Annotated in this window: 17 protein-coding genes; 16 read left to right on the top strand and 1 reads right to left on the bottom strand. The window is 58.4% G+C overall.

The genetic code is table 11. The features are described 5' to 3' along the window. Positions 1-46 precede the first annotated feature (46 nt). From J3353_RS06530 to J3353_RS06520, 3 genes are all read left to right on the top strand, one after another. Entirely contained in the window at positions 47-2053 is a 2007-nt protein-coding gene (locus tag J3353_RS06530) for a fructose-1,6-bisphosphatase (protein WP_207684460.1), read from the top strand. A gap of 238 nt (positions 2054-2291) precedes the next feature. Continuing rightward, complete coding sequence (locus J3353_RS06525) at positions 2292-3575, top strand: UDP-N-acetylglucosamine 1-carboxyvinyltransferase (protein WP_097773760.1); 1284 nt, start codon at positions 2292-2294, stop codon at positions 3573-3575. Positions 3576-3669: 94 nt separating this feature from the next. Beyond that, the gene (locus J3353_RS06520; RefSeq protein WP_156060938.1) at positions 3670-4458 is read left to right on the top strand and encodes an MBL fold metallo-hydrolase; all 789 of its coding nucleotides are present in this window, start codon (positions 3670-3672) and stop codon (positions 4456-4458) included. A 61-nt stretch (positions 4459-4519) separates the two neighbouring features. On the opposite strand, the gene J3353_RS06515 is transcribed toward J3353_RS06520, so the two are convergent. Then, entirely contained in the window at positions 4520-5068 is a 549-nt protein-coding gene (locus J3353_RS06515; protein WP_098922126.1) for a DUF1836 domain-containing protein, read from the bottom strand. A gap of 162 nt (positions 5069-5230) precedes the next feature. Between J3353_RS06515 and J3353_RS06510 the strand changes: the two genes are divergently transcribed. The 13 genes from J3353_RS06510 (at position 5231) to J3353_RS06450 (ending at position 21618) form a co-directional block, all read left to right on the top strand. Beyond that, positions 5231-6070, top strand: coding sequence for a DegV family protein (locus tag J3353_RS06510; protein WP_242700878.1), 840 nt, complete (start codon positions 5231-5233; stop codon positions 6068-6070). A gap of 166 nt (positions 6071-6236) precedes the next feature. Then, complete coding sequence (gene cls, locus J3353_RS06505; RefSeq protein WP_207684455.1) at positions 6237-7766, top strand: cardiolipin synthase; 1530 nt, start codon at positions 6237-6239, stop codon at positions 7764-7766. Between the two features lie 202 nt (positions 7767-7968). Further along, positions 7969-8985 (top strand): hypothetical protein, encoded by a 1017-nt coding sequence (locus J3353_RS06500; protein ID WP_207684454.1) that lies wholly within the window; start codon positions 7969-7971, stop codon positions 8983-8985. Between the two features lie 305 nt (positions 8986-9290). Further along, complete coding sequence (locus J3353_RS06495) at positions 9291-10133, top strand: transporter substrate-binding domain-containing protein (RefSeq protein ID WP_207684453.1); 843 nt, start codon at positions 9291-9293, stop codon at positions 10131-10133. 175 nt (positions 10134-10308) lie between these two features. Then, a complete protein-coding gene (locus tag J3353_RS06490) occupies positions 10309-10947 on the top strand; it encodes an amino acid ABC transporter permease (RefSeq protein ID WP_005936193.1) in 639 nt (212 codons plus the stop codon). A gap of 15 nt (positions 10948-10962) precedes the next feature. Next, on the top strand, positions 10963-11745 hold the full coding sequence (locus J3353_RS06485; protein WP_242700877.1) for an amino acid ABC transporter ATP-binding protein: 783 nt from the start codon (positions 10963-10965) through the stop codon (positions 11743-11745). Positions 11746-11830: 85 nt separating this feature from the next. Further along, positions 11831-11971 carry a hypothetical protein gene (locus tag J3353_RS06480; protein WP_207684452.1) on the top strand — a complete coding sequence of 47 codons (141 nt, stop codon included), beginning with the start codon at positions 11831-11833 and terminating at the stop codon, positions 11969-11971. Between the two features lie 151 nt (positions 11972-12122). After that, a complete protein-coding gene (locus J3353_RS06475) occupies positions 12123-13478 on the top strand; it encodes an MATE family efflux transporter (protein ID WP_097773769.1) in 1356 nt (451 codons plus the stop codon). 197 nt (positions 13479-13675) lie between these two features. Then, a complete protein-coding gene (locus J3353_RS06470) occupies positions 13676-15889 on the top strand; it encodes an ATP-dependent RecD-like DNA helicase (RefSeq protein ID WP_097773770.1) in 2214 nt (737 codons plus the stop codon). Between the two features lie 186 nt (positions 15890-16075). Next, entirely contained in the window at positions 16076-17101 is a 1026-nt protein-coding gene (locus tag J3353_RS06465; protein WP_005936170.1) for a rod shape-determining protein, read from the top strand. A gap of 165 nt (positions 17102-17266) precedes the next feature. After that, entirely contained in the window at positions 17267-17623 is a 357-nt protein-coding gene (locus J3353_RS06460) for an OadG family transporter subunit (protein WP_097771767.1), read from the top strand. A gap of 15 nt (positions 17624-17638) precedes the next feature. Continuing rightward, positions 17639-18847, top strand: coding sequence for a sodium ion-translocating decarboxylase subunit beta (locus J3353_RS06455; RefSeq protein WP_097771766.1), 1209 nt, complete (start codon positions 17639-17641; stop codon positions 18845-18847). A gap of 122 nt (positions 18848-18969) precedes the next feature. Beyond that, entirely contained in the window at positions 18970-21618 is a 2649-nt protein-coding gene (locus tag J3353_RS06450; RefSeq protein WP_154277186.1) for an ATP-dependent helicase, read from the top strand. The last annotated feature ends 4 nt before the right edge of the window (positions 21619-21622 follow it).

Here is a 21622-nt window from a genome sequence, read left to right as displayed (position 1 = left end):
ATATTATATATCATGCAAAAATACTACATATCAGACGGAGGATGTCATGCGCACCGAAAACGAGGAGATCCGGGATCATTTGAAATATCTCTCCCTGCTGGCACGGGATTACCCCTCGCAGGCAGCCGCCGCCAGTGAGATCATCAGCACCCAGGCCCTGCTCAAGCTGCCCAAGGGCACCGAACATTTTATGAGCGACCTGCACGGTGAAAACGAGGCCTTTGTCCACATCCTGAACTCGGCTTCGGGTGTCATCCGGGAAAAGGTGGATATTGTGCTGGGGGACAGTGTGCCGGAGCAGACCCGTGCCGGGCTGGCAACGCTCATCTATTACCCCAACGAGAAGCTGCCCCAGCTCAAAGCTGGGTGCGCGGATGAAGAAGCGCTTGACCACTGGTACACGGAGACCCTGCTTCAGCTCATTGATATCTGCCGGTTGGTGTCCTCCAAGCATACCCGGGAGCATGTGCGCTCCTGCCTGCCGTCCAGCTGCGGGTATATTCTGGATGAGCTGCTCCATGCCCACTTTGAGGACCACGACAAGGACCTTTATTACGGGCAGATCGTGGGCAGCATCATCGAAAATGGCCGCGCTGACCGGTTCATTGTCCGGCTGTGTGAGCTCATCAAGCGGCTGGCTGTGGACAAGCTGCACATCGTGGGTGACCTGTTTGACCGCGGCCCCCGGCCTGATATCATACTGGACCGGCTCATGCGCCACCACCATGTGGATATCCAGTGGGGTAACCATGACGTGGTCTGGATGGGTGCCGCCGCCGGAAGTCCCATCTGCGTCTGCACTGTGCTCAAAACGACACTGGCCTACCACAACCATGCCATGCTTGAGGACTGCTACGGCATCAACCTGCGGCACCTGCAGCGGATGGCCGAGCAGTTCTACGGAAATGACGACCTGACCCTCTGGATGCCCCACACCGACGCGGCGCGCGGCCCTTACACCGAGGGAATGCTCCACCGCTGTGCCGTGATGCACAAGGCCGTGACCATTCTGATGCTCAAGATGGAGTGCAAGGTCATCGACCGCAACCCGGATTTCAAGATGCAGGGAAGGGATTTCCTGCGGCACATCGATTGGAAAAAGGGAACAGTGACCCTGAACGGGCAGGCATACCCCCTGCGGGACACCAGCTTCCCCACCGTGGATCCGGCAGACCCCGCCGCCCTGAATGATGATGAGCGGCTGGTGCTCCGCAAGCTGGTGGAATCCTTCCGGCAGAGCGAGCGTTTGCAGCAGCATGTGGAATTTTTGTATGCCAAGGGCAGCGTTTACCACATCGAGAACGGCAACCTGCTCTACCACGGCGTGGTGCCTATGACCAAAAACGGCAGCTTTGCCGTGGAGCGGTTCGAGGGACACAACTACTCGGGCCGCGGCTTGATGGACTACTGTGACGAGCGGGCACGCTGCGGCTACTTTGCCCCCGAGGGCAGCGCGGCCCGGCGGAGCGGTCAGGACTTTTTGTGGTATCTGTGGTGCGGCAAGCTGTCGCCGTTGTTCGGCCGCAGCGCCATGACCACCTTTGAGCGGCTGTATATTGCCGACCCTGCCACCCACGAGGAAGTCAAGGACCCCTATTATACATGGTACAATGAAGAGGCCGCCTGCCGCCGCATCCTGGCGGAATTCGGTCTGCCCGGCACCAGCCACATCGTCAACGGCCATGTGCCGGTGCGGGAGAAGAGCGGCGAGAGCCCCATCAAGGGCGGGGGCCGTCTGGTCGTCATTGACGGCGGGTTCTGCCGCGCCTACCATGAAAAGACCGGCATTGCAGGGTACACGCTGGTGTACTCCAGCCGCACCATGTCCCTGCGGACCCATCAGCCCTTTGTCAGCGCCGAAAAGGCCGTGAACGAAAACATCGACATCGTGTCGCAGAAGAACATACTGGAAACGGAGAACCACCGCATTCTGGTGGAAGAGACGGACGAGGGAGAGACCCTGCGGGAGCGGGTGCACGACCTGAAGCAGCTGGTCAAGGCCTATCAGCTGGGTTGGATCAAGGAGACCTGCAGCGAGGATTGCGTCTGGTAAGGGGCGCTGATTGTAAAATTTTTGAAATAAGAAACAAAAATGTCGAATATCTCCGCAGATTCTGGGCAAAACAGAAAATAATCCGGCAGGGGAAAAGGGGGCTTTGCTTTTTGCCCGAAGTTGTGTATAATAAGATAGTTGTATCGTGAGGGTGTGTACCCAGCGGTGCGCGGAGAGATCAAGCAAGAACCCTGAGTGGCCCTGCCGCTGGCGGGCCTGCGACAAGGAGATTATAAAATTGGAAAAGTTTGTTATTACGGGCGGCAAGCCCCTGCATGGCGAAGTTACCATTTCCGGTGCAAAAAATGCGGCTGTGGGCATTCTGCCTGCCACCATTCTGGCGGCAGATGTCTGTGTGATCGAAAACCTGCCGGACATCAGTGATGTGGCAGTCAGCCTGAAGATCCTGAGCACCCTGGGTGCCAGCATCAAGATGCTGAACCGCAATACCTACGAGATCGACACCACCCACCTGAACAGCACCAACGTCCCGGACGATCTGTCCCGCCAGATGCGTGCCAGCTACTACTTCCTGGGTGCGCTGCTCTCCCGCTTTGGCAAGGCACAGGTGGCCATGCCCGGCGGCTGCAATCTGGGCCCCCGCCCCATCGACCAGCACCTCAAGGTGTTCAGCGCACTGGGTGCAGAGGACAGCGTGGACTACGGCATGATCACCGTGCGTGCCAAGGAACTGAACGGTGCCCATATCTTCTTTGATAAGGTCAGCGTGGGCGCTACCATGAACGGTATGCTCTCCGCTGTGATGGCACAGGGCCAGACCATTCTGGAAAACTGCGCCAAGGAGCCCCATGTTGTTGATCTGGCAAACTTTTTGAATATGTGCGGCGCGGATGTGCGCGGTGCCGGCACCGATGTGATCAAGGTGCGCGGCGTGGAAAAGATGCACGGCTGCACTTACAGCATCATCCCTGACCAGATCGAGGCGGGCAGCTACATGGTTGCCGCTGCTGCCACCGGCGGCGACGTTCTGATCAAAAATGTCACCCCCAAGCATCTGGAACCCATCACGGCAAAGCTCCGCCGTGCCGGTGTGGATGTGGAGGAATTCGATGATTCCGTCCGCGTCTCCCGCAAGGGCGATATCCTGCCGCTGAAGATCAACACCATGCCTCACCCGGGCTTCCCCACCGATATGCAGCCCCTGATGGGTGTGCTGCTCAGCGTGGCAAAGGGTACCTCCACCATCACCGAGAGCGTGTGGGATAACCGCTTCCGCTATGTGGACGAGCTGCGCAAGATGGGCGCAGTGGTGCAGGTGGACGGTCAGGTGGCCGTGTTTGAGGGTGTGGACAAACTGAACCCCGCCCCCCTGCGCGCTTCTGACCTGCGTGCCGGTGCGGCCATGGTCGTTGCTGCCCTGATGGCAGACGGCACCAGCGAGATCGAGGAGATCGGCCACATTGAGCGCGGCTATGAGAACATCGTGGAAAAGCTGCGCGGCCTGGGCGCTGAGATCAGCAAGGTGGAGCGGATGCCCGCCGCACTGGAATCGGCAATGTGATCATTCAGAACCTCTCAGTCTGTTTTGCAGAAGTTCCCCTGACAGGGAGCTTTTGTGAAGCAACGACGGAGAGGTTCGTTTCTTGAGGTTTGAAATGTCTGAATTCATCTCGTTATACTCTGGCTCCTCCGGCAACTGCAGCGTGGTGCGCACGGGGGAAAAGTACATCATCATTGATATGGGAAAGGGTGTGCGCACTACCTCGGCGGCACTCAAGGAGCTGGGCCTGAACATCAGCGATTGTGCGGGCATTCTGGTCACCCACGAGCACTCTGACCACGTCAAGGGGCTGGCTACCTTCCTCAAAAAGAATCCGCTGCCGGTATACGGCGCAGACGATACGCTGGATTTTCTGGATGCAAACGGCATTGTGCCCGCCACCTGTGAGCTGCGCACCCTGTCCGGCGGGGAAGAGGATGTGGGAGATTTCGGCGTGACGATGTTCCCCACCAGCCACGACGTGCCCTGCGTGGGCTACCGCATCCACACCCCGGACAACAAGACCATGACCATTGCCACCGACCTGGGAGTCCTGACCCCGCCGGTGCATCAGGCCCTGAGCGGCTGTGACCTGGTGGCATTGGAAAGCAACTACGACCTCCACATGCTCCGCAGCGGGCGGTATCCCTACTACCTGCGCTCCCGCATCGAGTCCAACCGGGGCCACCTCTCCAACGATGAGTGCTCGGCGAAGCTGCTGGAGCTGATCCAGGAGGGATGCAAGAAGTTTGCCCTCTGCCATCTCTCGCAGGAGAATAACACCCCGGCACTTGCTTTGCAGACCATGTTCAACACCCTGGGTGCGGCGGGTGTCGTGCCGGAAAAGGACTGCATCGTGCAGGCCCAACGCCGCAATGAGATCAGCCCCACGCTTACATTTTAAGAAAAAATGGCCCTCTTCATCATTGCTTTACAAAGCATGACGGAGAGGGCTATTTTTGTTGTTATGCCAGATCCGGCAGGATATCGGGCCAGAGGGCCTGCTCCTGCCGCAGGTCGGTGAAAACGCAGTCCAGATAGATCTTGTTTACAGCCGAGATGATGGTGCTGCGCAGGAGCTTGCGTGCATCATCAACATCCGGCTCCAGCTCGGAAAAGCTTTTGGTCAGGCCGAACACATAGGGCAGGTAGTTCTCCAGCTCATCGCAAAAGGTATCATACGCCTGCGCGGAGGTATAATGCGCCTGCTGCATCTTGAACAGACTGTCGATGTTTTCCATGGACAGGACATTTTTAGAAACCACGATGTAGATCAGGCAGGCCAGCTGATCCCGGGTATACTTCTTTTTGATGGGGTGGCTGATGATCCCTTTCTTAACGTAGTTGCTCACCATGGAAGCGGTGAGCTCCACCCCCTGAAATGTGCGGAAACACCCGTTGACAAACTGTACACTCTGATCCAGATAAAGCCCTACGGTGGGGAGTTCTGCATACCGGGGCAGGGCAAACCCTGCGGCGCAGGCCGCAACGCGGCGGTTTGATTCTAATTTCATGCGGACAGTATACCATGTTTTGGAAATATGGTCAACAGGAAATTAAAAACTTTTGAAATAATTCAAGAAAACAGTTGACAGGTTTTTGAAAAACTGATATAGTGATTCAAACAACAGGAAAAACTGCGGCATCCTCTGCCGCCGGAATGGAGATAAATGCTTATGAACACCAAGATCGTTGTGGATTCCTCCGCCAGCCTGTACACCTTGCAGGGCGTGGATTTTGAATGCGTTCCCCTGAAGATCATCACCGACGATGCCGAATATCTGGACAACGGCACGATGGATGCCGTGGGCATGGCCCAGACCCTGCGCACCTATAAGGGCAAGACCTCGACTTCCTGCCCCAACGTCAGCGATTGGCTGGCCGCCTACGAGGGAGCCGACGAGGTGTATGCCATCACCATCACGGGTACCCTGTCCGGCAGCTACAATGCCGCCCAGCTGGCCGCCGAGGAATACCAGCAGGAGAACCCCGGCAAGCGGGTGTTCGTGCTGGACAGCCTTTCCACCGGCCCGGAGCAGCGCCTGCTGGCCGAGCATCTGCGGGATCTGCTGGCTGAGGGGAAGGAGTTTGACGAGATCTGTGAAGAGATGCTCCGCTACCACAAGCACACCCATCTGCTCTTCTCGCTGGAGTCGCTGGCCAATCTGGCCCGCAATGGCCGCGTGAAGCCTGCTGTTGCTGCTATGGCGCGGATGCTGGGCATCCGGGTCATCGGACAGGCAAGTGAGGCCGGAGAGCTGGATGTTCTCTGCAAGACCCGTGGTGAGCATGGTGCGCTGGAGCGCATCGTGCTGGAACTCAAGGAGCACGGCTACACCAACGGCAGGCTCCATATCTCTCACTGCGGCAATCCCGCCGCCGCTGAGCGCCTGAAGCACATGGTAAAGGCTGTGTTCGATGGAGCAAAGGTGGACATCAGCGAGTGCGGCGGTCTGTGCAGCTATTATGCAGAGCTGGGCGGCCTGCTGGTTGGTTATGAGGACGCGGAAGCATAAGCGGACAACCCTCGGAAAAAAATCTGCCACGAAATTCTGCCACGATTGAATAGGCGCTCATAGCGGGGAAAGCCGTTGTGGGCGCTTTTTTGTTTGCAAAATCTTCCGCTCTGCGCTATACTAACAGCATCAAAAATCGCCGTGGGCGGCAGGGGAGGGATACCACATGTTCAGATTGCCCATCGTCAAGTTTTTCAACCGCATCTTCAACCGTGTCACGATCACAGTGGTGCTGGTGGCTTTACAGGTGCTCTGGCTGCTCTGGGCGTTCTGGTCGTTCACGGCGGGGCGGGTCTGGCTGAACGGTGCCCTGAAGGCGCTGAGCATCCTGATCGTGCTGTATCTGGTGCGCAAGGATGAAAACAGCGCTTATAAGATCGGCTGGATCGTTCTGATCGGTCTTTTGCCCCTGCTGGGCGGCGCGCTTTATCTGGCTTTTGGCAACAAGGCCCCCGCCAAGTATCTGCGGGAGCGGATGCAGAAGGTGGAACAGGCCCATCAGACTGAGCTTGCCCAGCCCGAGGGCCAGACCGATGCGCTGGATATCTCCAGCCGGAACCTGAGCCGCTACGTGGCAAAGTTCGGGCCGTATCCGGCCTGGAGGGATACCGCTGCTCACTACTTTTCCTGCGGGGAGGAGATGTATCCCCAGTTGCTGGCAGATCTGGAAAAGGCGGAAAAGTTCATCTTTCTGGAATTCTTTATCCTCCGTTCCGGCAAAATGTGGGACGGTGTGGAGCAGATCCTCCGCCGCAAGGCCGCCCAGGGCGTGGATGTGCGGCTGATCTACGATGATTTTGGCAGCCTGCTGGGCCTGCCCAGTGATTTTGTCATCCGCATGGAGAAGGCGCATATCCGCTGCATCCCTTTCAACCCGGTGGTGCCGCTGGTCTCGCTGGTGATGAACCACCGCGACCACCGCAAGATCGTGGTGGTTGACGGCAATGTGGCCTACACCGGCGGCGTGAATCTGGCGGATGAGTATATCAATGCAGAGCAGCGCTTTGGCTACTGGAAGGATGCGGCCATCCGGTTGGAAGGAGCCGCTGTCTGGAACTTTACCGTGATGTTCCTCAATGTATGGAACGCCTTCCGCCCGCAGGAGACCGATTACACCGCCTTTGCGCCCACCCGCCTGCCCGCAGTGCAGGATGGCGTGGTGCAGCCCTACGCGGACAGCCCGCTGGATGAGGAACCGCTGGCCGAGACGGTCTATCTGGACATCCTCTCTCAGGCCCAGAGATATGTTTATATCTACACGCCCTACCTGGCCGTGGGCGAGGAGATGCTGGATGCTCTGAAAAGTGCGGCCAAGCGCGGGGTGGACGTGCGTCTCATCCTGCCCGGGATCCCGGATAAGAAGCTGGTGTTCCGGCTCAGCCGTTCCTACTATCTGCCCCTGCTCAGGGCGGGTGTGCGCATTTATGAATTCACGCCCGGTTTCCTCCACGCCAAGTGCTATGTCAGTGATGACCGTGTGGCCGCGGTGGGCAGCATCAATATGGATTATCGGAGCCTGTTTCTCCATTTTGAGTGCGGAACACTGCTCTTCCATAACAGCCAGATCGCCGCTCTGCGGAAGGATGTGGAGCGCACCCTGCCGCAGTGCCGGGAAATCATGCGCTCCGACTGCCGCACCAATCTGCCGGGCACAGCACTGGACAGCGTGCTGCGGCTGCTGAGTCCGTTGATGTAAGCGGCTGCGCGCAGCACTCGGGGAACTTTTCCGCGCAAGTGAAACGGGCCATTCCATCGCCCGCCCTATTGCCTGTGGCAACAGGGTCCCACCCCAGCGGACACTTGCTTTGGAAAACTCCCGTCGGCTGCGTAATCTTACGCTCTTCTGGACATACTATGGGGCAAAGGCCCAACGGGCCGTGTGGAAAGGGAGCGTATCTATGAATCAGAACCATCGGGCTCTTTGGAGCTGTGCCATGGCGGCGGCGCTGCTGCTGACCGCCTGTGGCAAAACGAACGCCGGGTCGGGCAGCTCCGGCAGCATGAGCGGAAGCAGCGGCACATCCTCCGCACAGACCCAGACAGCGGCATGGAAAACCGGTCTGGGTGTGGTGACAGAGGCCACCGATCAGGACAGGGCAGGGAAAATTGAACTGGCAGCGGCCGCTGTCCTGCTGGATGACGAGGGGAAACTGGAGAGTGTTCTGCTGGACGAGCTGGAGGTGTCTGTTTCGGCGGACAGCACCGGCCATGTGACCCTGCCCACCGACTGGCGCACCAAGCGGCAGAAGGGGGACGATTACCCGCTGGCCGAGGTCTCTTCCCTGAAAAAGGGATGGGCGGAACAGGCGGATGCCTTTGCCAGTTACCTGATCGGCATGACCCCGGAACAGGTCTCCATGCTCAAAGTGGATAAGGATGGCAAGCCCACGGATGCCGACCTGCTGAGCGGGTGCACCATTGCAGTGGACCGTTACCGGGATGCCGTGACCCGGGCCTGCGCCAATGCCAGGGCACTGGGTGCCGCCAAGGGCGACAGGGCCGCGCTGGGCATCGAAGCGGTGAACGGGACTTCGGACATCACCGCCACCGATGACAAGGATGTGAATGCGCAGGTGGATGTGAGCATCGTGGCACTGACCACCGATGCGGACCGCCGTGTGACCAGCGCCATTGCGGATATGGCCGAGCCGGCCCTGACAGTGGTGTCGGACGGCGGTGTGACAGCCCCGGACCTCGTCAAGACCAAACTGGAGCTGGGTGAGGACTACGGGATGCGCGGCGCATCGGCGCTGGGCAAGGAGTGGTATGAGCACAGCGAAGGCTTCTGTGATGCCCTCAAGGGCAAGACCCGCACCGAGATCGCCGGGCTTTCCGGAGACGATGCCGACCTGAAGGCTCTGTGTACCATCGACATCACCGATCTGCAAAAGGCGGCGCTGGATGCCCTGAGCTGAGGAGGAAACCCTTTTCGGTCTCGCAATCGCGCACCGGCTCTCCCGGATAGGAGGGCGGTGGCATTCCGCTGCGTTTTCAGAGAGAAACCTCTCGCCGCGTCTGGCAGCTGCCGACGCGGCGTTTTTGTTTTGTCAAAATGACCGCTTTGCCGTGGTAAAGCAGTAAAGATTTGAGCAAACTGCGAAAAATCAGTTTTCCCCCTTGCCAAATGGCTGAAAACGCGCTATTCTATAACCACAGTTTAGCAATTTAGCATGGTAAAGCAATAAAACGAAGCTGCTTGCCACTGAGGGAGGAACCGTATATGAAACGTCTTGTATCTGCATTCCTGGCCGGTGCCATGGCACTGAGCCTTGCCGCCTGCGGCGGTGCCGCTTCCACTTCCACTGCCGCATCTGCCTCGGCCTCTGCTTCCGGCAGCGCTGCCGCATCCCAGGCTGCAGGCAGCGACCTGGATTACATCAAGGGCAAGGGCAAGCTGGTCATTGGCTACACTGTTTACGAGCCCATGAACTACACCGATGCCGATGGCAACTTCACCGGTTTTGATACCGAGCTGGCTACCGCTGTCTGCGAAAAGCTGGGCGTGGAGCCGGAGTTTGTGGAGATCAACTGGGACACCAAGGTCGTGGAGCTGGATGCCAAGAGCATCGACTGCATCTGGAACGGTATGACCCTGACCGATGACATCATGCAGAACACCGCTACCACCAAGGCTTATGCAAAGAATGCACAGGTGGTCGTTGTGAAAGATGGCATCGATTATACCTCTACCGCTGACCTGGTGGGTAAGACCGTGGTCGCCGAGGCTGGTTCCGCCGGTGAGGCCGCCATTGAGGGAGACGAGAACCTGGCACAGGCTGATTACGTTTCCAAGAGCGTTCAGACCGACTGCCTGATGGAAGTTGCCGCAGGCACTGCCGATGCCGCTGTACTTGACCTGACCCTGGCCAACGCCATGATCGGTGAGGGCACTGACTATGCCGACCTGAAGATCGTGGACGAGCTGAACGCCGAGGAGTACGGCGTGGCATTCCGCAAGGGCAGTGATGCTGCCGCCGCTGTGGATGAGGCCTTTGATGCACTGAAGGCCGATGGCACCATGCAGGCACTGGCCGATCAGTACGATCTGGCACTGGCTGACTGAATTTGTTGAAAAACTCCTTCCGTCATCGCGATGCGATGCAACCTCCCTCAGTGAGGGAGGCTTTTTGTTGCCGATGCGTGAAAGGCTCCTGAGCAGAGGGAACTTTCACCGGCTGTGATGGAAGGGGAATTTGGATTCTGAATAAAAAAGGTGTGTTTTTGTGTCTGTGATTCTTATGCGCCTGTCCGGCGCGTTCCTGCTCAATTGTGAGCTCTTTGCCCTGACACTGTTGTTTGCACTGCCGCTGGGGCTGGTGGTCTCGTTTGGCTCCATGAGCCGCTGCAAGCCGCTGGCCGGGCTGGTCAAGACCTTTGTCTGGATCATCCGCGGCACCCCGCTGATGCTGCAGATTATTGTGATCTATCTGGGCCCCGGCCTGCTGGGCATGAACAACCCCTGGCCCTCCGGCTCCGGCGGACGGATGGTGGCGGCGGTGGTGGCTTTTGCCATCAACTATGCCTGTTATTTTTCTGAGATCTACCGCGGCGGCATTGAAGCAGTGCCCAAGGGGCAGACTGAGGCCGGGCAGGTGCTTGGCATGACCAAAACACAGATCTTTTTCAAGGTGACCTTGCTTCAGGTCGTCAAGCGCATCCTGCCCCCCATGGGCAACGAGATCATCACGCTGGTCAAGGATACCTCGCTGGCAAACACCATTGCCAACAAGGAAATCATTATGATGGCCAAGGAGTACAGCGCAAAGGGCCTGATCTGGCCGCTGTTCTCTACTGCGCTCTTCTTCCTGGTGTTTGTGGGCGCACTGACCATCCTGTTCAACTGGGCTGAAAAAAAGCTCGATTATTTCCGCTGCTAAGGAGGCAGATAGATTATGGCGTTGCTCGAAGCTTCCGGTATCGGGAAAAATTTTGGCGAGACCCATGTGTTGAAGGACATCTCCCTGGATCTGGAGCAGGGGGAAGCGCTGGCGATCATCGGCTCGTCCGGTTCCGGCAAAACAACTCTGCTGCGCTGCCTGAACTTTCTGGAACGGCCTGACACGGGTGTTATCAAGGTGAACGGCGAGACCATGTGGGATGCCGCCGACCCTGCCACCCAGAAGGAAAGTGAGATCCGCAAAAAGCGGCTCCATTTTGGTCTAGTGTTCCAGAACTTCAACCTGTTCCCGCAGTACACGGCTTTACAGAACGTGATGCTGGCAGGGGAACTGCTGGCAAAGGAACGCCCGGAGTATCAGGCAAATAAAAAGGCCATCCACGCGGAGCTGGAACAGCAGGCAAGAGAACTGCTGGCGCAGATGGGCCTTTCGGAGCGGGCCGGCCATTACCCGCATCAGCTCTCCGGCGGCCAGCAGCAGCGTGTGGCCATTGCCCGCGCGCTGGCGCTTCACCCGGATATCCTCTGCTTTGATGAGCCCACCAGCGCCCTTGACCCGGAGCTGACCGGCGAGGTGCTGAAGGTCCTGCGTGATCTTGCTGACCGCAAGACCACGATGATCATTGTCACCCATGAGATGCACTTTGCCCGCGATGTGGCCGACCGCATCCTGTTCATGGATGGCGGCGTGGTCGTGGAAGAAGGCCCGGCCAAACAGCTCATCGACCACCCCCGGGAGGAGCGTACCAGACACTTCCTCGCACATTATTCAGAATGACCCGAACCGCCCCGGAATGCAGAGATGCACGCCGGGGCGGTTTTGCTGTACAGAGCAGGTTTGGGCTGCTCAGGACGAATCTGGTGTGTCGGTCGCTATGTGCATCACGGAGGATGATACGCCGTTGAGCATTCCGGATGAGGAGACCCCGCCTTCGGGCAATGCCGGAACGGGTTTCTGGAGCACTCTGTTCCAGCTGCTGAAGTATCTGGCCGGGAAGCACTGAAAAATTTGAAAAAACCTCTTGAAAATTCATCGCAACCTGATATAATACCCACATGAACAAAAACGTCCTGCCCATTGCGCGGCAGGGCGTTTTTGTCGGAAAAAATTCGTGTGATAAGGTCTGTGATGCTTTCCCAAGGAGGAACGTGCGTATGACGAAAGATATGACGCAGGGCAGCCCACTCAAGCTGATCCTTGCCTTTGCGGTGCCGCTGATGCTGGGCAGCCTGTTCCAGCAGTTCTATAATCTGGCAGATACCATCATCGTGGGCCGCTTTGTGGGCGTGGAAGCGCTGGCGGCAGTCGGCAGTGTGGGCGGTCTGAACTATCTGGTGCTGGGCTTTGTCAATGGCATTGCCTGCGGCTTCTCCATCCCCATCTCGTGGACATTCGGGGCAAAAGACTATGTGGAGATGCGCCGCTACACCGCCAATGCCGTCTGGCTGAGTGTCTTTTTTGCCGCAGTGCTTACCGTGGTCACAGTGGCCATGACCCGTTCCATTCTGGTCTGGACCAATACCCCGGACAACATCATCGATCTGGCGGACATCTACATCCGTACCATCTTTATCGGCATCCCGTTTACGCTGCTGTATAACATGACCAGCGCCCTGATGCGCGCTCTGGGCGACAGCAAGCGGCCCCTGTACTTCCTGCTGGTGGCAAGCTTTCTGAACATCGGGCTGGATCTGCTCTGCATCATCGTCTTCAAGATGGGCGTGTTCGGTGCGGCGTTCGCCACCGTGTTCAGCCAGGCAGTGGCCGGTCTGGGCAGCCTGTGGTACATCCTCAAGCATTATAATGAGCTGCGCTGGAACAAAGAAGAAAGCCACCTGAGCAGACAGCACTGTGTCAAGCTGTGCGGCATGGGCATCCCCATGGGTCTGCAGTGCAGCATCACGGCCATCGGTTCCGTTGTGCTGCAGGGTGCAGTCAATGGTCTGGGCAGTGACATCGTGGCGGCACAGACTGCAGGCGGCAAGGCGGCACAGTTCCTGTCCGTCCCGCTGGAGAGCATTGGCACGGCCATGACCACCTACGCCAGCCAGAACATGGGTGCTCACGACCTGAACCGTGTGAACAAGGGTGTGAACACCGCTCTGGGCATCGGCTGTGTGTACAGTGTGGCATCCTTCCTGATCCTGCGCGTGCTGGATAAGGCTTTGATCGGCCTGTTCCTTGAGAGCAGCCAGACCGAGATCATGGCCAACGCCCAGAGCTTCATCTTCTGGAACAGCGTGTTCTATATCCCGCTGGCGGTCCTTATCATTTACCGCTACACCATTCAGGGTCTGGGTTATTCCAGCCTGGCCATGTTTGCCGGTGTGGCAGAGATGATCGCCCGTGCTCTGGTGGGCTTCCTGTTCGTGCCGCTGTGGGGCTATTTTGCCGCCTGCATTGCAAACCCGGTGGCCTGGTTCTTTGCCTGCTTCTTCCTGATCCCGGCGTATATCGTTGTGTTCCGGAAGCTGAAACAGGAAAAAGCAAGACCGCACGCAAACTTGTAAAAATTGAGCCGCTCTTTTGCGAAACCGCAGAAGGGCGGCTCTTTTGTTGCCTAGTAGGGGAGGCCTTGGCGAAGAGGGAAAGCCTCACACAACGCCAAAGCTGAGAGGCTGTATAGAGCAGGGCCTGCCCAATTCCTTTACAAATAACACCAAAACGATTATACTATAAATAATTATGTCACAAGGGGGTGAGGAGCATGGAGCTGGAACAGATCGAGGGAACGGTGGAGGACATTATCTACGAGAACCCGGACAACGGCTACACGGTGTTTGAAATTTCCGGCGGCGGCACGGTCACCGTGGTGTGCGGGATCGTGGGCGAGCTCCATGCGGGCGAGAGCGTGGTCTGCCGCGGTAAATATGAGAACCACGCTACCTATGGCCGCCAGTTCCACGCCCAGGAGTGCGAGACCGATATGCCGAAGGATCTGGAAGCGGTATACGCCTTCCTTGCCAGCGGCTCCCTGCCTTATATCGGGGCGCGCACGGCCAATAAGATCATCGACAAATTCGGCGCGGCAGCGCTGGAGGTGATTGCCAACGACCCCGCCCAGCTCACCCTGATCCCCGGCATCTCGGCGGACAAAGCTGACCGTATCCAGCAGGAGTTCAAGCGGATGTTCGGAATGCGGGAACTGATCGCCTATCTGGCGCAGTTCGAGATCAGCCCCCGCCGCGCTATGGAGGTGTTCCGCGTCTTTGGCCCCAGTGCCATGCAGGCCATCTCCCAGAACCCTTATCTGCTCTGTGGGGAACCCCTGCAGCTGGATTTCCGCCATGCCGACAGCATTGCACAGTATTACCACATGGAAGGGGACTGCACCCAGCGGCTGGAAGCAGCGCTTCTGCGCACCCTGCGCCACAACGCGGGCAACGGCCACACCTGCCTGCCCCGTGCGCAGCTGCTGGACACGGCATCCCACTTCATCCAGCAGCCGCCCGAAAAGCTGGCCCGTGCGCTGGACCACTGCATTGAGACCGGGCAGCTTGGCGTAAAGATGCTGGAGGCGGTGCCGTATATCTATCTGCCTGACCTGCTGGAAGCAGAACAGGCCATTGCCGACCGGCTGGCCCTGCTGGCAAAGCGGGAAAAGCAGACGGTGCGGGACCTTGATAAAAACATTCAGGTGCTGGAGCTGACCCAGGGCTTTGCCTATGCGCCCCTGCAGCGGGAAGCCATCCGCAAGGCCATGACCGAAAACTGCCTTGTGCTGACCGGCGGCCCCGGCACCGGTAAGACCACTACGGTCAACGCCATCCTGCAGCTGCTGGAACATCAGGCAGACCGGGTGGCGCTTTGTGCCCCCACGGGCCGTGCGGCCAAACGGCTGAGTGAACTGACCGGCCGCAAGGCCTCTACCATCCACCGCCTGCTGGAGGTGGACTACTCCGGCGGTGTGGTCAGCTTCATCCACAATGACAAGAACCTGCTCAAATGCGATGTGGTCATTCTGGATGAGATGAGTATGGTGGATGTGAAGCTGTTTCAGGCACTCATTGCAGCCCTGCGGTACAGCTGCCGCATTATTATGGTGGGCGATGCCGACCAGCTGCCCAGCGTGGGGCCTGGCAACATTCTGGGCGAGGTCATCCGCTCCGGACTGGTGCCCACCGTCTGCCTGAACGAGATCTTCCGGCAGGCCAGACGCAGCCTCATTGTGGAGAACGCCCACCACATTATCAGCAGTGAGCCGCTGCAGAAGGGCGGCAAGACAGACGATTTCTTCTTTCTGGAATCGGACGGCGATGCGGCGCAGAAACTGGTGTGCGATCTTGTCACCACCCGTCTGCCCCGGAGCTATGGCTTTGACCCTGTCCGGGATATCCAGGTGCTCTGCCCCACCAAGCTGGGACCCACCGGCACCCAGGCGCTGAATGTAGAGCTGCAGAACCTGCTCAACCCGGAGCAAAAGGGCAAGCCTCAGCTCCAGAGCGCCTCCCGGGTGTTCCGGGTGGGCGATAAGGTGATGCAGGTGCGGAACAACTACGAGATCGTCTGGAACCGCATTGGCGGGGAGCAGGGCGTTGGAGCCTATAACGGTGATATCGGCATTGTGGAATCCATCAACATGCGCGACCGCTCCATGGTGGTGCGGATGGATGACCGCCGCCTGCTCTACCCGGCGGAAAACCTGAACGAGCTGGAGATCGCCTACGCCATTACGGTGCACAAGAGCCAGGGCAGCGAGTTCCCGGCGGTGGTGCTGCCGGTGGCGCAGGTGCCGCCAAGGCTCTGCTACCGCAACCTCTTCTACACCGGCGTGACCCGCGCCCGCAAATTGTGCATCGTGGCCGGGCGGCGGGATGTGGTGAACCGGATGATGTCCAATGTCCGGCAGAACCTGCGGTACAGCGGCCTGTGCGAATTGCTGAAAGAGAATCTGCCACCGGAACAGATGGCGGCAGAATAACCTCTCAGGCGCTTTGCGCCAGCTCCCCTAATAGGGGAGCCAGGCTGCTGACTTGCCTCTCCTACTAGGAGAGGTTTGGTCTATACTTTTTTACTGGCTTATGCTACAATATAAATTGATTTGATTTCCCGCCCGAACGGGCATTTACGATAGAAAACAGGGGAGCAGAGAAAGGAACGTTTCATTATGGCACAGAATGACATCGGCATCGATTTGGGCACAACGACCATTATCATTGCACAGGCAGGGCAGGGGGTCGTGCTCAACCAGCCCAGCGTGGTGGCAATGGATACCCGCAAAAACTCCGTGCTGGAGGTGGGCGACAAGGCCCTGGCCATGGTAGGCCGTACCCCCAACTATATTTCCGCCATTTTCCCGCTGAAGGACGGTGTTATCAGCGACCACACCATGACCCGGGAGCTGATCTGCCGGTTTGTGAATCAGGTGTACAGCTCCCACATGGTCAAGCCCCGGGTGGCTGTCTGCGTGCCCGCTGCCATCACCGGCATTGAGAGCGATGCCGTGGTGGAGGCCGTGATGGCCGCCGGTGCCCGTCAGGTCTACCTGATCGATGAGCCCATTGCCGCTGCACTGGGTTCCGGCATCGACATCACCCAGCCCGATGGCCGGATGATCATTGACATCGGCGGCGGCACCACCGATATCGCTGTCCTGTCTCTGGGCGGCAAGGTCAAGGCCACCAGTGTCCGTGTGGCGGGCAACCACTATGATGACGAGATCCTGAAGCATGTCCGCAACAAGTTCAGCATTGCCATCGGCCAGCGTACCGCAGAGCAGCTGAAAAAGAACGTTGCCTGCTGCCCCCAGAAGGCTGATTTTGACGAGACGATGGAGGTCAAGGGCCGCAGCCTGCTGACCGGCCTGCCCATCAAGGTGAATGTTTCCACCAGCGACCTCTACGAGCCTGTGATGATGTTGAGTGAGCAGATCGGCACTGCCGCCCATCAGGTGCTGGAAAAGACCCCGCCCGAACTGGCAGGCGATATCTTCCGCAATGGTGTGGTGCTGACCGGTGGCGGCGCACAGCTGCACGGCCTGCCCGAATACCTGAGCCAGGAACTCAAGGTGGATGTGACCGTCTCGCCCGATCCCGTGAACTGCGTGGCATTGGGCACTGCCATGAGCCTGGGCCTGAACGATAAGCTGGAGACCGGCTTCCTGGATGCGACCCCCCGCATGGGCCGCCGTTAACCGGGGCCCTGACCCGGCTTGTTAAGAAATTGGAAAAGTTGCAACAAAATTTTGTTCATACTTGTTGAATCAGGTCGGGAAATATTGTATAATGTTTTCAAATCGCTTTTTGCGCGCCGGGGTCTGCTCCGGAGTGCGGAGTAAATTATTATTAGGAGGAAGACCATGAATCTGGGTTCTGATGTGGTTATCACCATTACCGGTATCGTGCTGGTGTTTGCCATCCTCGTCCTGCTGATGCTCATCATCATGCTGGAAGGCAAGATCTTCGACGGTATGGCCGCCAAGAAGAAGGCAGCCAAGGAGCCTGCTGCTCCCAAGGCTGCCGCAAAGCCTGCCGCCCCCGTGCAGCAGGCTGCTCCCGCCCCTGTGGTGGAGGAAGGCATTCCCGGCGATGTGGTTGCCGCAATTATGGCTGCCATCCATGCCATGGGCAATGGCAAGTACACCCTGAAGGCCGTGCGCCGTGCTGCAAATGGCTGGAGCAAGGCTGGTGTCAACGACACCACCGCACCTTTTTAACACAGGAGGAAAAACATGACACAGTTTATCGATACTCTGGTCGGTATTTTCCAGAGTTCCGGCTTTGCACGGTTCGGTGAGCCGGGCGGCTACCTCTACGCGATCATGATCTGCGTGGGCTGCTTCCTGCTGTACCTGGCCATCGTGAAGGAATTTGAGCCCCTGATCCTGCTGCCCATGGCATTTGGCATGATCCTTGCCAACCTGCCCGGCAGCGGCATTATCCACATGCAGTACTTCGTTGGTGATGGTCTCGAGCACCCGATGTGGATCGAGATCCTGAACAACGGTGGTCTGGCCGATATGCTTTACATGGGTGTCAAGCTGGGCATATACCCCCCGCTGATCTTCCTGGGCATCGGCACCATGACCGACTTCGCCCCCCTGATCTCCAACCCCAAGAGCCTGCTGCTGGGCGCTGCCGCTCAGTTCGGTATCTTTGGCACTTACATGGGCGCTCGTCTGCTGGCCGCTACCGGTATTGTGGACTTCACCCAGAAGCAGTCCGCTGCAATCTCCATCATCGGCGGTGCAGACGGCCCTACCGCCATCTTCGTTACCTCCCGTCTGGCACCTGAGCTGCTGGGCAGCATTGCCGTTGCGGCGTACAGCTACATGGCTCTGGTGCCCGTGATCCAGCCGCCCATTATGAAGGCGCTCACCACCAAGAAAGAGCGTACGGTCGTAATGAAGCAGCTGCGCACCGTGTCCAAGACCGAGAGGATCATCTTCCCCATCATGGTCACCATCATTGTTTCTCTGATCGTTCCTGATGCTGCCGTTCTGGTCGGTATGCTGATGTTGGGCAACCTGATGAAAGAGTCCGGTGTTGTGGATCGTATCCAGAAGACTGCCGGCAATGAACTGATGAACATCATCACCATTTTCCTGGCTCTGTCTGTTGGCTGCACCACCTCGGCAAACACCTTCCTGAACAGCCGCACCCTGTTCATCATTGTGCTGGGTCTGATCGCCTTCTCCTTTGGTACCGCTGCAGGCGTTCTGTGCGGCAAGGTGATGTACGCCCTGACCGGCGGTCAGGTCAACCCCCTGATCGGCTCCGCTGGTGTTTCCGCTGTTCCTATGGCCGCCCGTGTTTCTCAGAAGGTCGGCCAGAGCGAGAACCCCTCCAACTTCCTGCTGATGCACGCCATGGGCCCCAACGTGGCTGGCGTTATCGGTTCTGCAGTTGCTGCCGGTATCCTGATCAACATCTTCGGCTAAGCTTTATCTGAACACTGCCGCCCCTCCTGTGCTGTACAGGAAGGGCGGTTTTTTATGTACAACCCTCTTGAATTGTGATATACTTATAAAGTAAGTGATTTTATAGAAGAACAGGTGAAACAATGGCAGCAAGTCTCCAACAGGAATTCTGCGCTCTGCGCGATACCTATATTGAAAAGCAGTTTGGCCGCCTGAACGATATGCAGCGGCAGGCGGTGTTTACCACCGACGGCCCGCTGCTCATTCTGGCCGGTGCAGGCAGCGGCAAGACCACTGTTCTGGTCAACCGCATCGCAAACCTGATCCGGTTTGGCTCGGCCCACGGTTCCAGCTGGACCCCCCGTGAGGTGACAGAGGAGGATGTCAAGGCTCTGAAAACGGCAATTATGACCGGCACCGATGCGCCCGCCTGGCTGGACGGGATGCTGCGGCAGAACGCTGTCCGCAGTTGGAACGTGATGGCCATCACCTTTACCAACAAGGCGGCAGGGGAGCTGAAAGAGCGCCTGCGCAATATGCTGGGCGGCGAAGAGGGGGACGAGGTGTTTGCCTCCACCTTCCACTCGGCCTGTGTGCGCATTCTGCGCCGCTGGGCAGAATCCATCGGCTACCCCCGCAGCTTTACCATCTATGATACCGATGACTCCCAGCGCGTGATGAAGGCGGTTTATAAGGAACTGAGCATCGACGATAAGTTCTTCCCGATCAAGAGCGCCATCAACCAGATGAGCCGCTGGAAGGATCAGCTGGTCAGCCCGGAGGAGGCGCTGCGCACCCCGGCCCGGGACACCAAGGGAGCCATTGCCGCCAAAGTCTACGCCGCCTACGAGAAAAAGCTCAGGGAGGCAGGAGCCTTCGACTTCGACGACCTGATCTACCAGACCGTGCAGCTGCTGGCGGAGCACGAGGATGTGCGGGAGTTCTACCAGAACAAGTACCGCTACCTGCTGGTGGACGAGTATCAGGATACCAGCGTGGCCCAGTTCCGGCTGGTCAGCCTGCTCACCGGCCCGGAAAAGAATATCTGCGTTGTCGGTGACGATGACCAGAGCATCTACCGTTTCCGCGGTGCCACCATTGAGAACATTCTGAACTTTGAGCGCATCTTCCCCGGCACCAAGACCATCCGTCTGGAGCAGAATTACCGTTCCACCTCCAACATCCTGAATGCTGCCAACTGCGTCATCCAGCACAACACCGAGCGCAAGGGCAAGACCCTGTGGACCCGGAACGACGAGGGCGACAAGGTGCAGGTCTATACTGCCGAGAATGAGCAGGACGAAGCCATGCACATTGCGGATGTCATCGGTGAGCACCTGAAAGAGGGCGGGCATCTGGCGGACCATGCGGTGCTCTACCGTATGAATGCCCAGTCGGCCCCCATCGAAAGCTACTTTACCCGCGCGGGCATTCCCCATAAGATCGTGGGCGGCCAGCGCTTCAATGACCGCAAAGAGGTCAAGGACATCCACTCCTATATGTCCATCGTGGCGAACGCCCGGGATGATGTGCGCCTGCGCCGCATCATCAACGAGCCTGCCCGGAAGATCGGCAATACCACTGTTGACGTGATCGCTGACCTTGCCGCCCAGCAGGGAATCAGTATGCTGGAAGTCATCTCCCACGCGGATGCATACGCCAAACTCAGTCGTGCCGTTATGCCGTTGCTGAAATTCTGGCAGATCTACGAAAAACTGCAGGAATCGCTGGAAACCAGGACACTGGACGAATTTGCCCAGGATGTCATTGAGGTGACCGGCTACAAGGCCATGCTGGAAGCCGATGCGGCCAAGGGCCACGAGGATGCGGCAGACCGCCTGCAGAACCTGGGCCAGCTGGTCAACAACGTCAAAAACTACTGCGACCAGCACGGCGAGGATGCTTCACTGGAAGGCTACCTGGAGGATATCGCCCTCATCAGCGACATTGACAGCTACAACGAGAGCGCTGACCAGGTGGTCCTGATGACCATCCACTCCGCAAAGGGTCTGGAATTTCCCTATGTGTTCCTCATCGGCATGGAGGAGGGGGTGTTCCCCAGCGAGATGAGCAAATACTCCGAGGCTGATCTGGAGGAAGAGCGCCGCCTGGCCTATGTCGGCATCACCCGCGCCAAGAAAGAGCTGTATATCTCCAACAGCGTCTCCCGGATGCTCTACGGCCGCACCCAGCGCAACGAGCCCAGCCGCTTCCTGCGGGAGATCGAGCCTGAGTATATAGAAGAGACCCGCAGCCCGGCGTTGGAACGCCGTTCTTCCATGGGCTGGGGTTCCAGTTACAGTGATACCGTTCCCGGCGGGGCCTCGGGCTACTCCGGCGCGTCCGGCTGGGGCCGCAATTCCAGCAGCTTCGGCGGCCGCACCGGCGGCAGCTACCTCAACCGGGAATACAATGCCTCTGAGCGCGGCGGTTTCGGCTCCGGTTATGCAGGCCGCGGCAGCAGTGCTTCCGGGTTTGGCAGCGGAAGCAGCGCCCCGCGCACGTCCGGCTCCTCCGGTTTTGGCGTGGGCTATGGTCGTCCCGCGGCCCCCAAGGCAGCGTCCAAACCCGTGAGCTTTCCGGGGAGCCCGGCAGCTTCCCGCCCGGCATCCACCGGCCCAAAGCATTACGAGGTGGGCGACATTGTGGAGCACAAGGTCTTTGGCCGGGGCAAGGTGCTGGCGGTCAAGGCCGCTGCAGGAGACCAGATCGTGGAGATCAACTTTGAAAAGGTCGGCGTGAAGAAAACCATGGCAAATTTTGCGCCGCTGACGAAAATTACGGAGGAATGAGAAA

The sequence above is a fragment of the Faecalibacterium sp. Marseille-Q4137 genome (assembly GCF_017377535.1).
GTDB classification, from domain to species: domain Bacteria; phylum Bacillota; class Clostridia; order Oscillospirales; family Ruminococcaceae; genus Faecalibacterium; species Faecalibacterium duncaniae.
Note: the sequence above shows the minus strand (reverse complement) of the source record. Positions and strands in the feature narration are given on the sequence as shown.

Excerpts from the sequence above, each read along its gene's own strand:
- J3353_RS06515 (WP_098922126.1), bottom strand. The coding sequence starts at position 5,068 with ATGAAATTAGAATCAAACCGCCGCGTTGCGGCCTGCGCCGCAGGGTTT.
- J3353_RS06495 (WP_207684453.1), top strand. The coding sequence starts at position 9,291 with ATGAAACGTCTTGTATCTGCATTCCTGGCCGGTGCCATGGCACTGAGC.
- J3353_RS06465 (WP_005936170.1), top strand. The coding sequence starts at position 16,076 with ATGGCACAGAATGACATCGGCATCGATTTGGGCACAACGACCATTATC.
- J3353_RS06455 (WP_097771766.1), top strand. The coding sequence starts at position 17,639 with ATGACACAGTTTATCGATACTCTGGTCGGTATTTTCCAGAGTTCCGGC.
- J3353_RS06530 (WP_207684460.1), top strand. The coding sequence starts at position 47 with ATGCGCACCGAAAACGAGGAGATCCGGGATCATTTGAAATATCTCTCC.
- J3353_RS06450 (WP_154277186.1), top strand. The coding sequence starts at position 18,970 with ATGGCAGCAAGTCTCCAACAGGAATTCTGCGCTCTGCGCGATACCTAT.
- J3353_RS06475 (WP_097773769.1), top strand. The coding sequence starts at position 12,123 with ATGACGAAAGATATGACGCAGGGCAGCCCACTCAAGCTGATCCTTGCC.
- J3353_RS06510 (WP_242700878.1), top strand. The coding sequence starts at position 5,231 with ATGAACACCAAGATCGTTGTGGATTCCTCCGCCAGCCTGTACACCTTG.
- cls (WP_207684455.1), top strand. The coding sequence starts at position 6,237 with ATGTTCAGATTGCCCATCGTCAAGTTTTTCAACCGCATCTTCAACCGT.
- J3353_RS06520 (WP_156060938.1), top strand. The coding sequence starts at position 3,670 with ATGTCTGAATTCATCTCGTTATACTCTGGCTCCTCCGGCAACTGCAGC.
- J3353_RS06460 (WP_097771767.1), top strand. The coding sequence starts at position 17,267 with ATGAATCTGGGTTCTGATGTGGTTATCACCATTACCGGTATCGTGCTG.
- J3353_RS06500 (WP_207684454.1), top strand. The coding sequence starts at position 7,969 with ATGAATCAGAACCATCGGGCTCTTTGGAGCTGTGCCATGGCGGCGGCG.
- J3353_RS06485 (WP_242700877.1), top strand. The coding sequence starts at position 10,963 with ATGGCGTTGCTCGAAGCTTCCGGTATCGGGAAAAATTTTGGCGAGACC.
- J3353_RS06470 (WP_097773770.1), top strand. The coding sequence starts at position 13,676 with ATGGAGCTGGAACAGATCGAGGGAACGGTGGAGGACATTATCTACGAG.
- J3353_RS06490 (WP_005936193.1), top strand. The coding sequence starts at position 10,309 with ATGCGCCTGTCCGGCGCGTTCCTGCTCAATTGTGAGCTCTTTGCCCTG.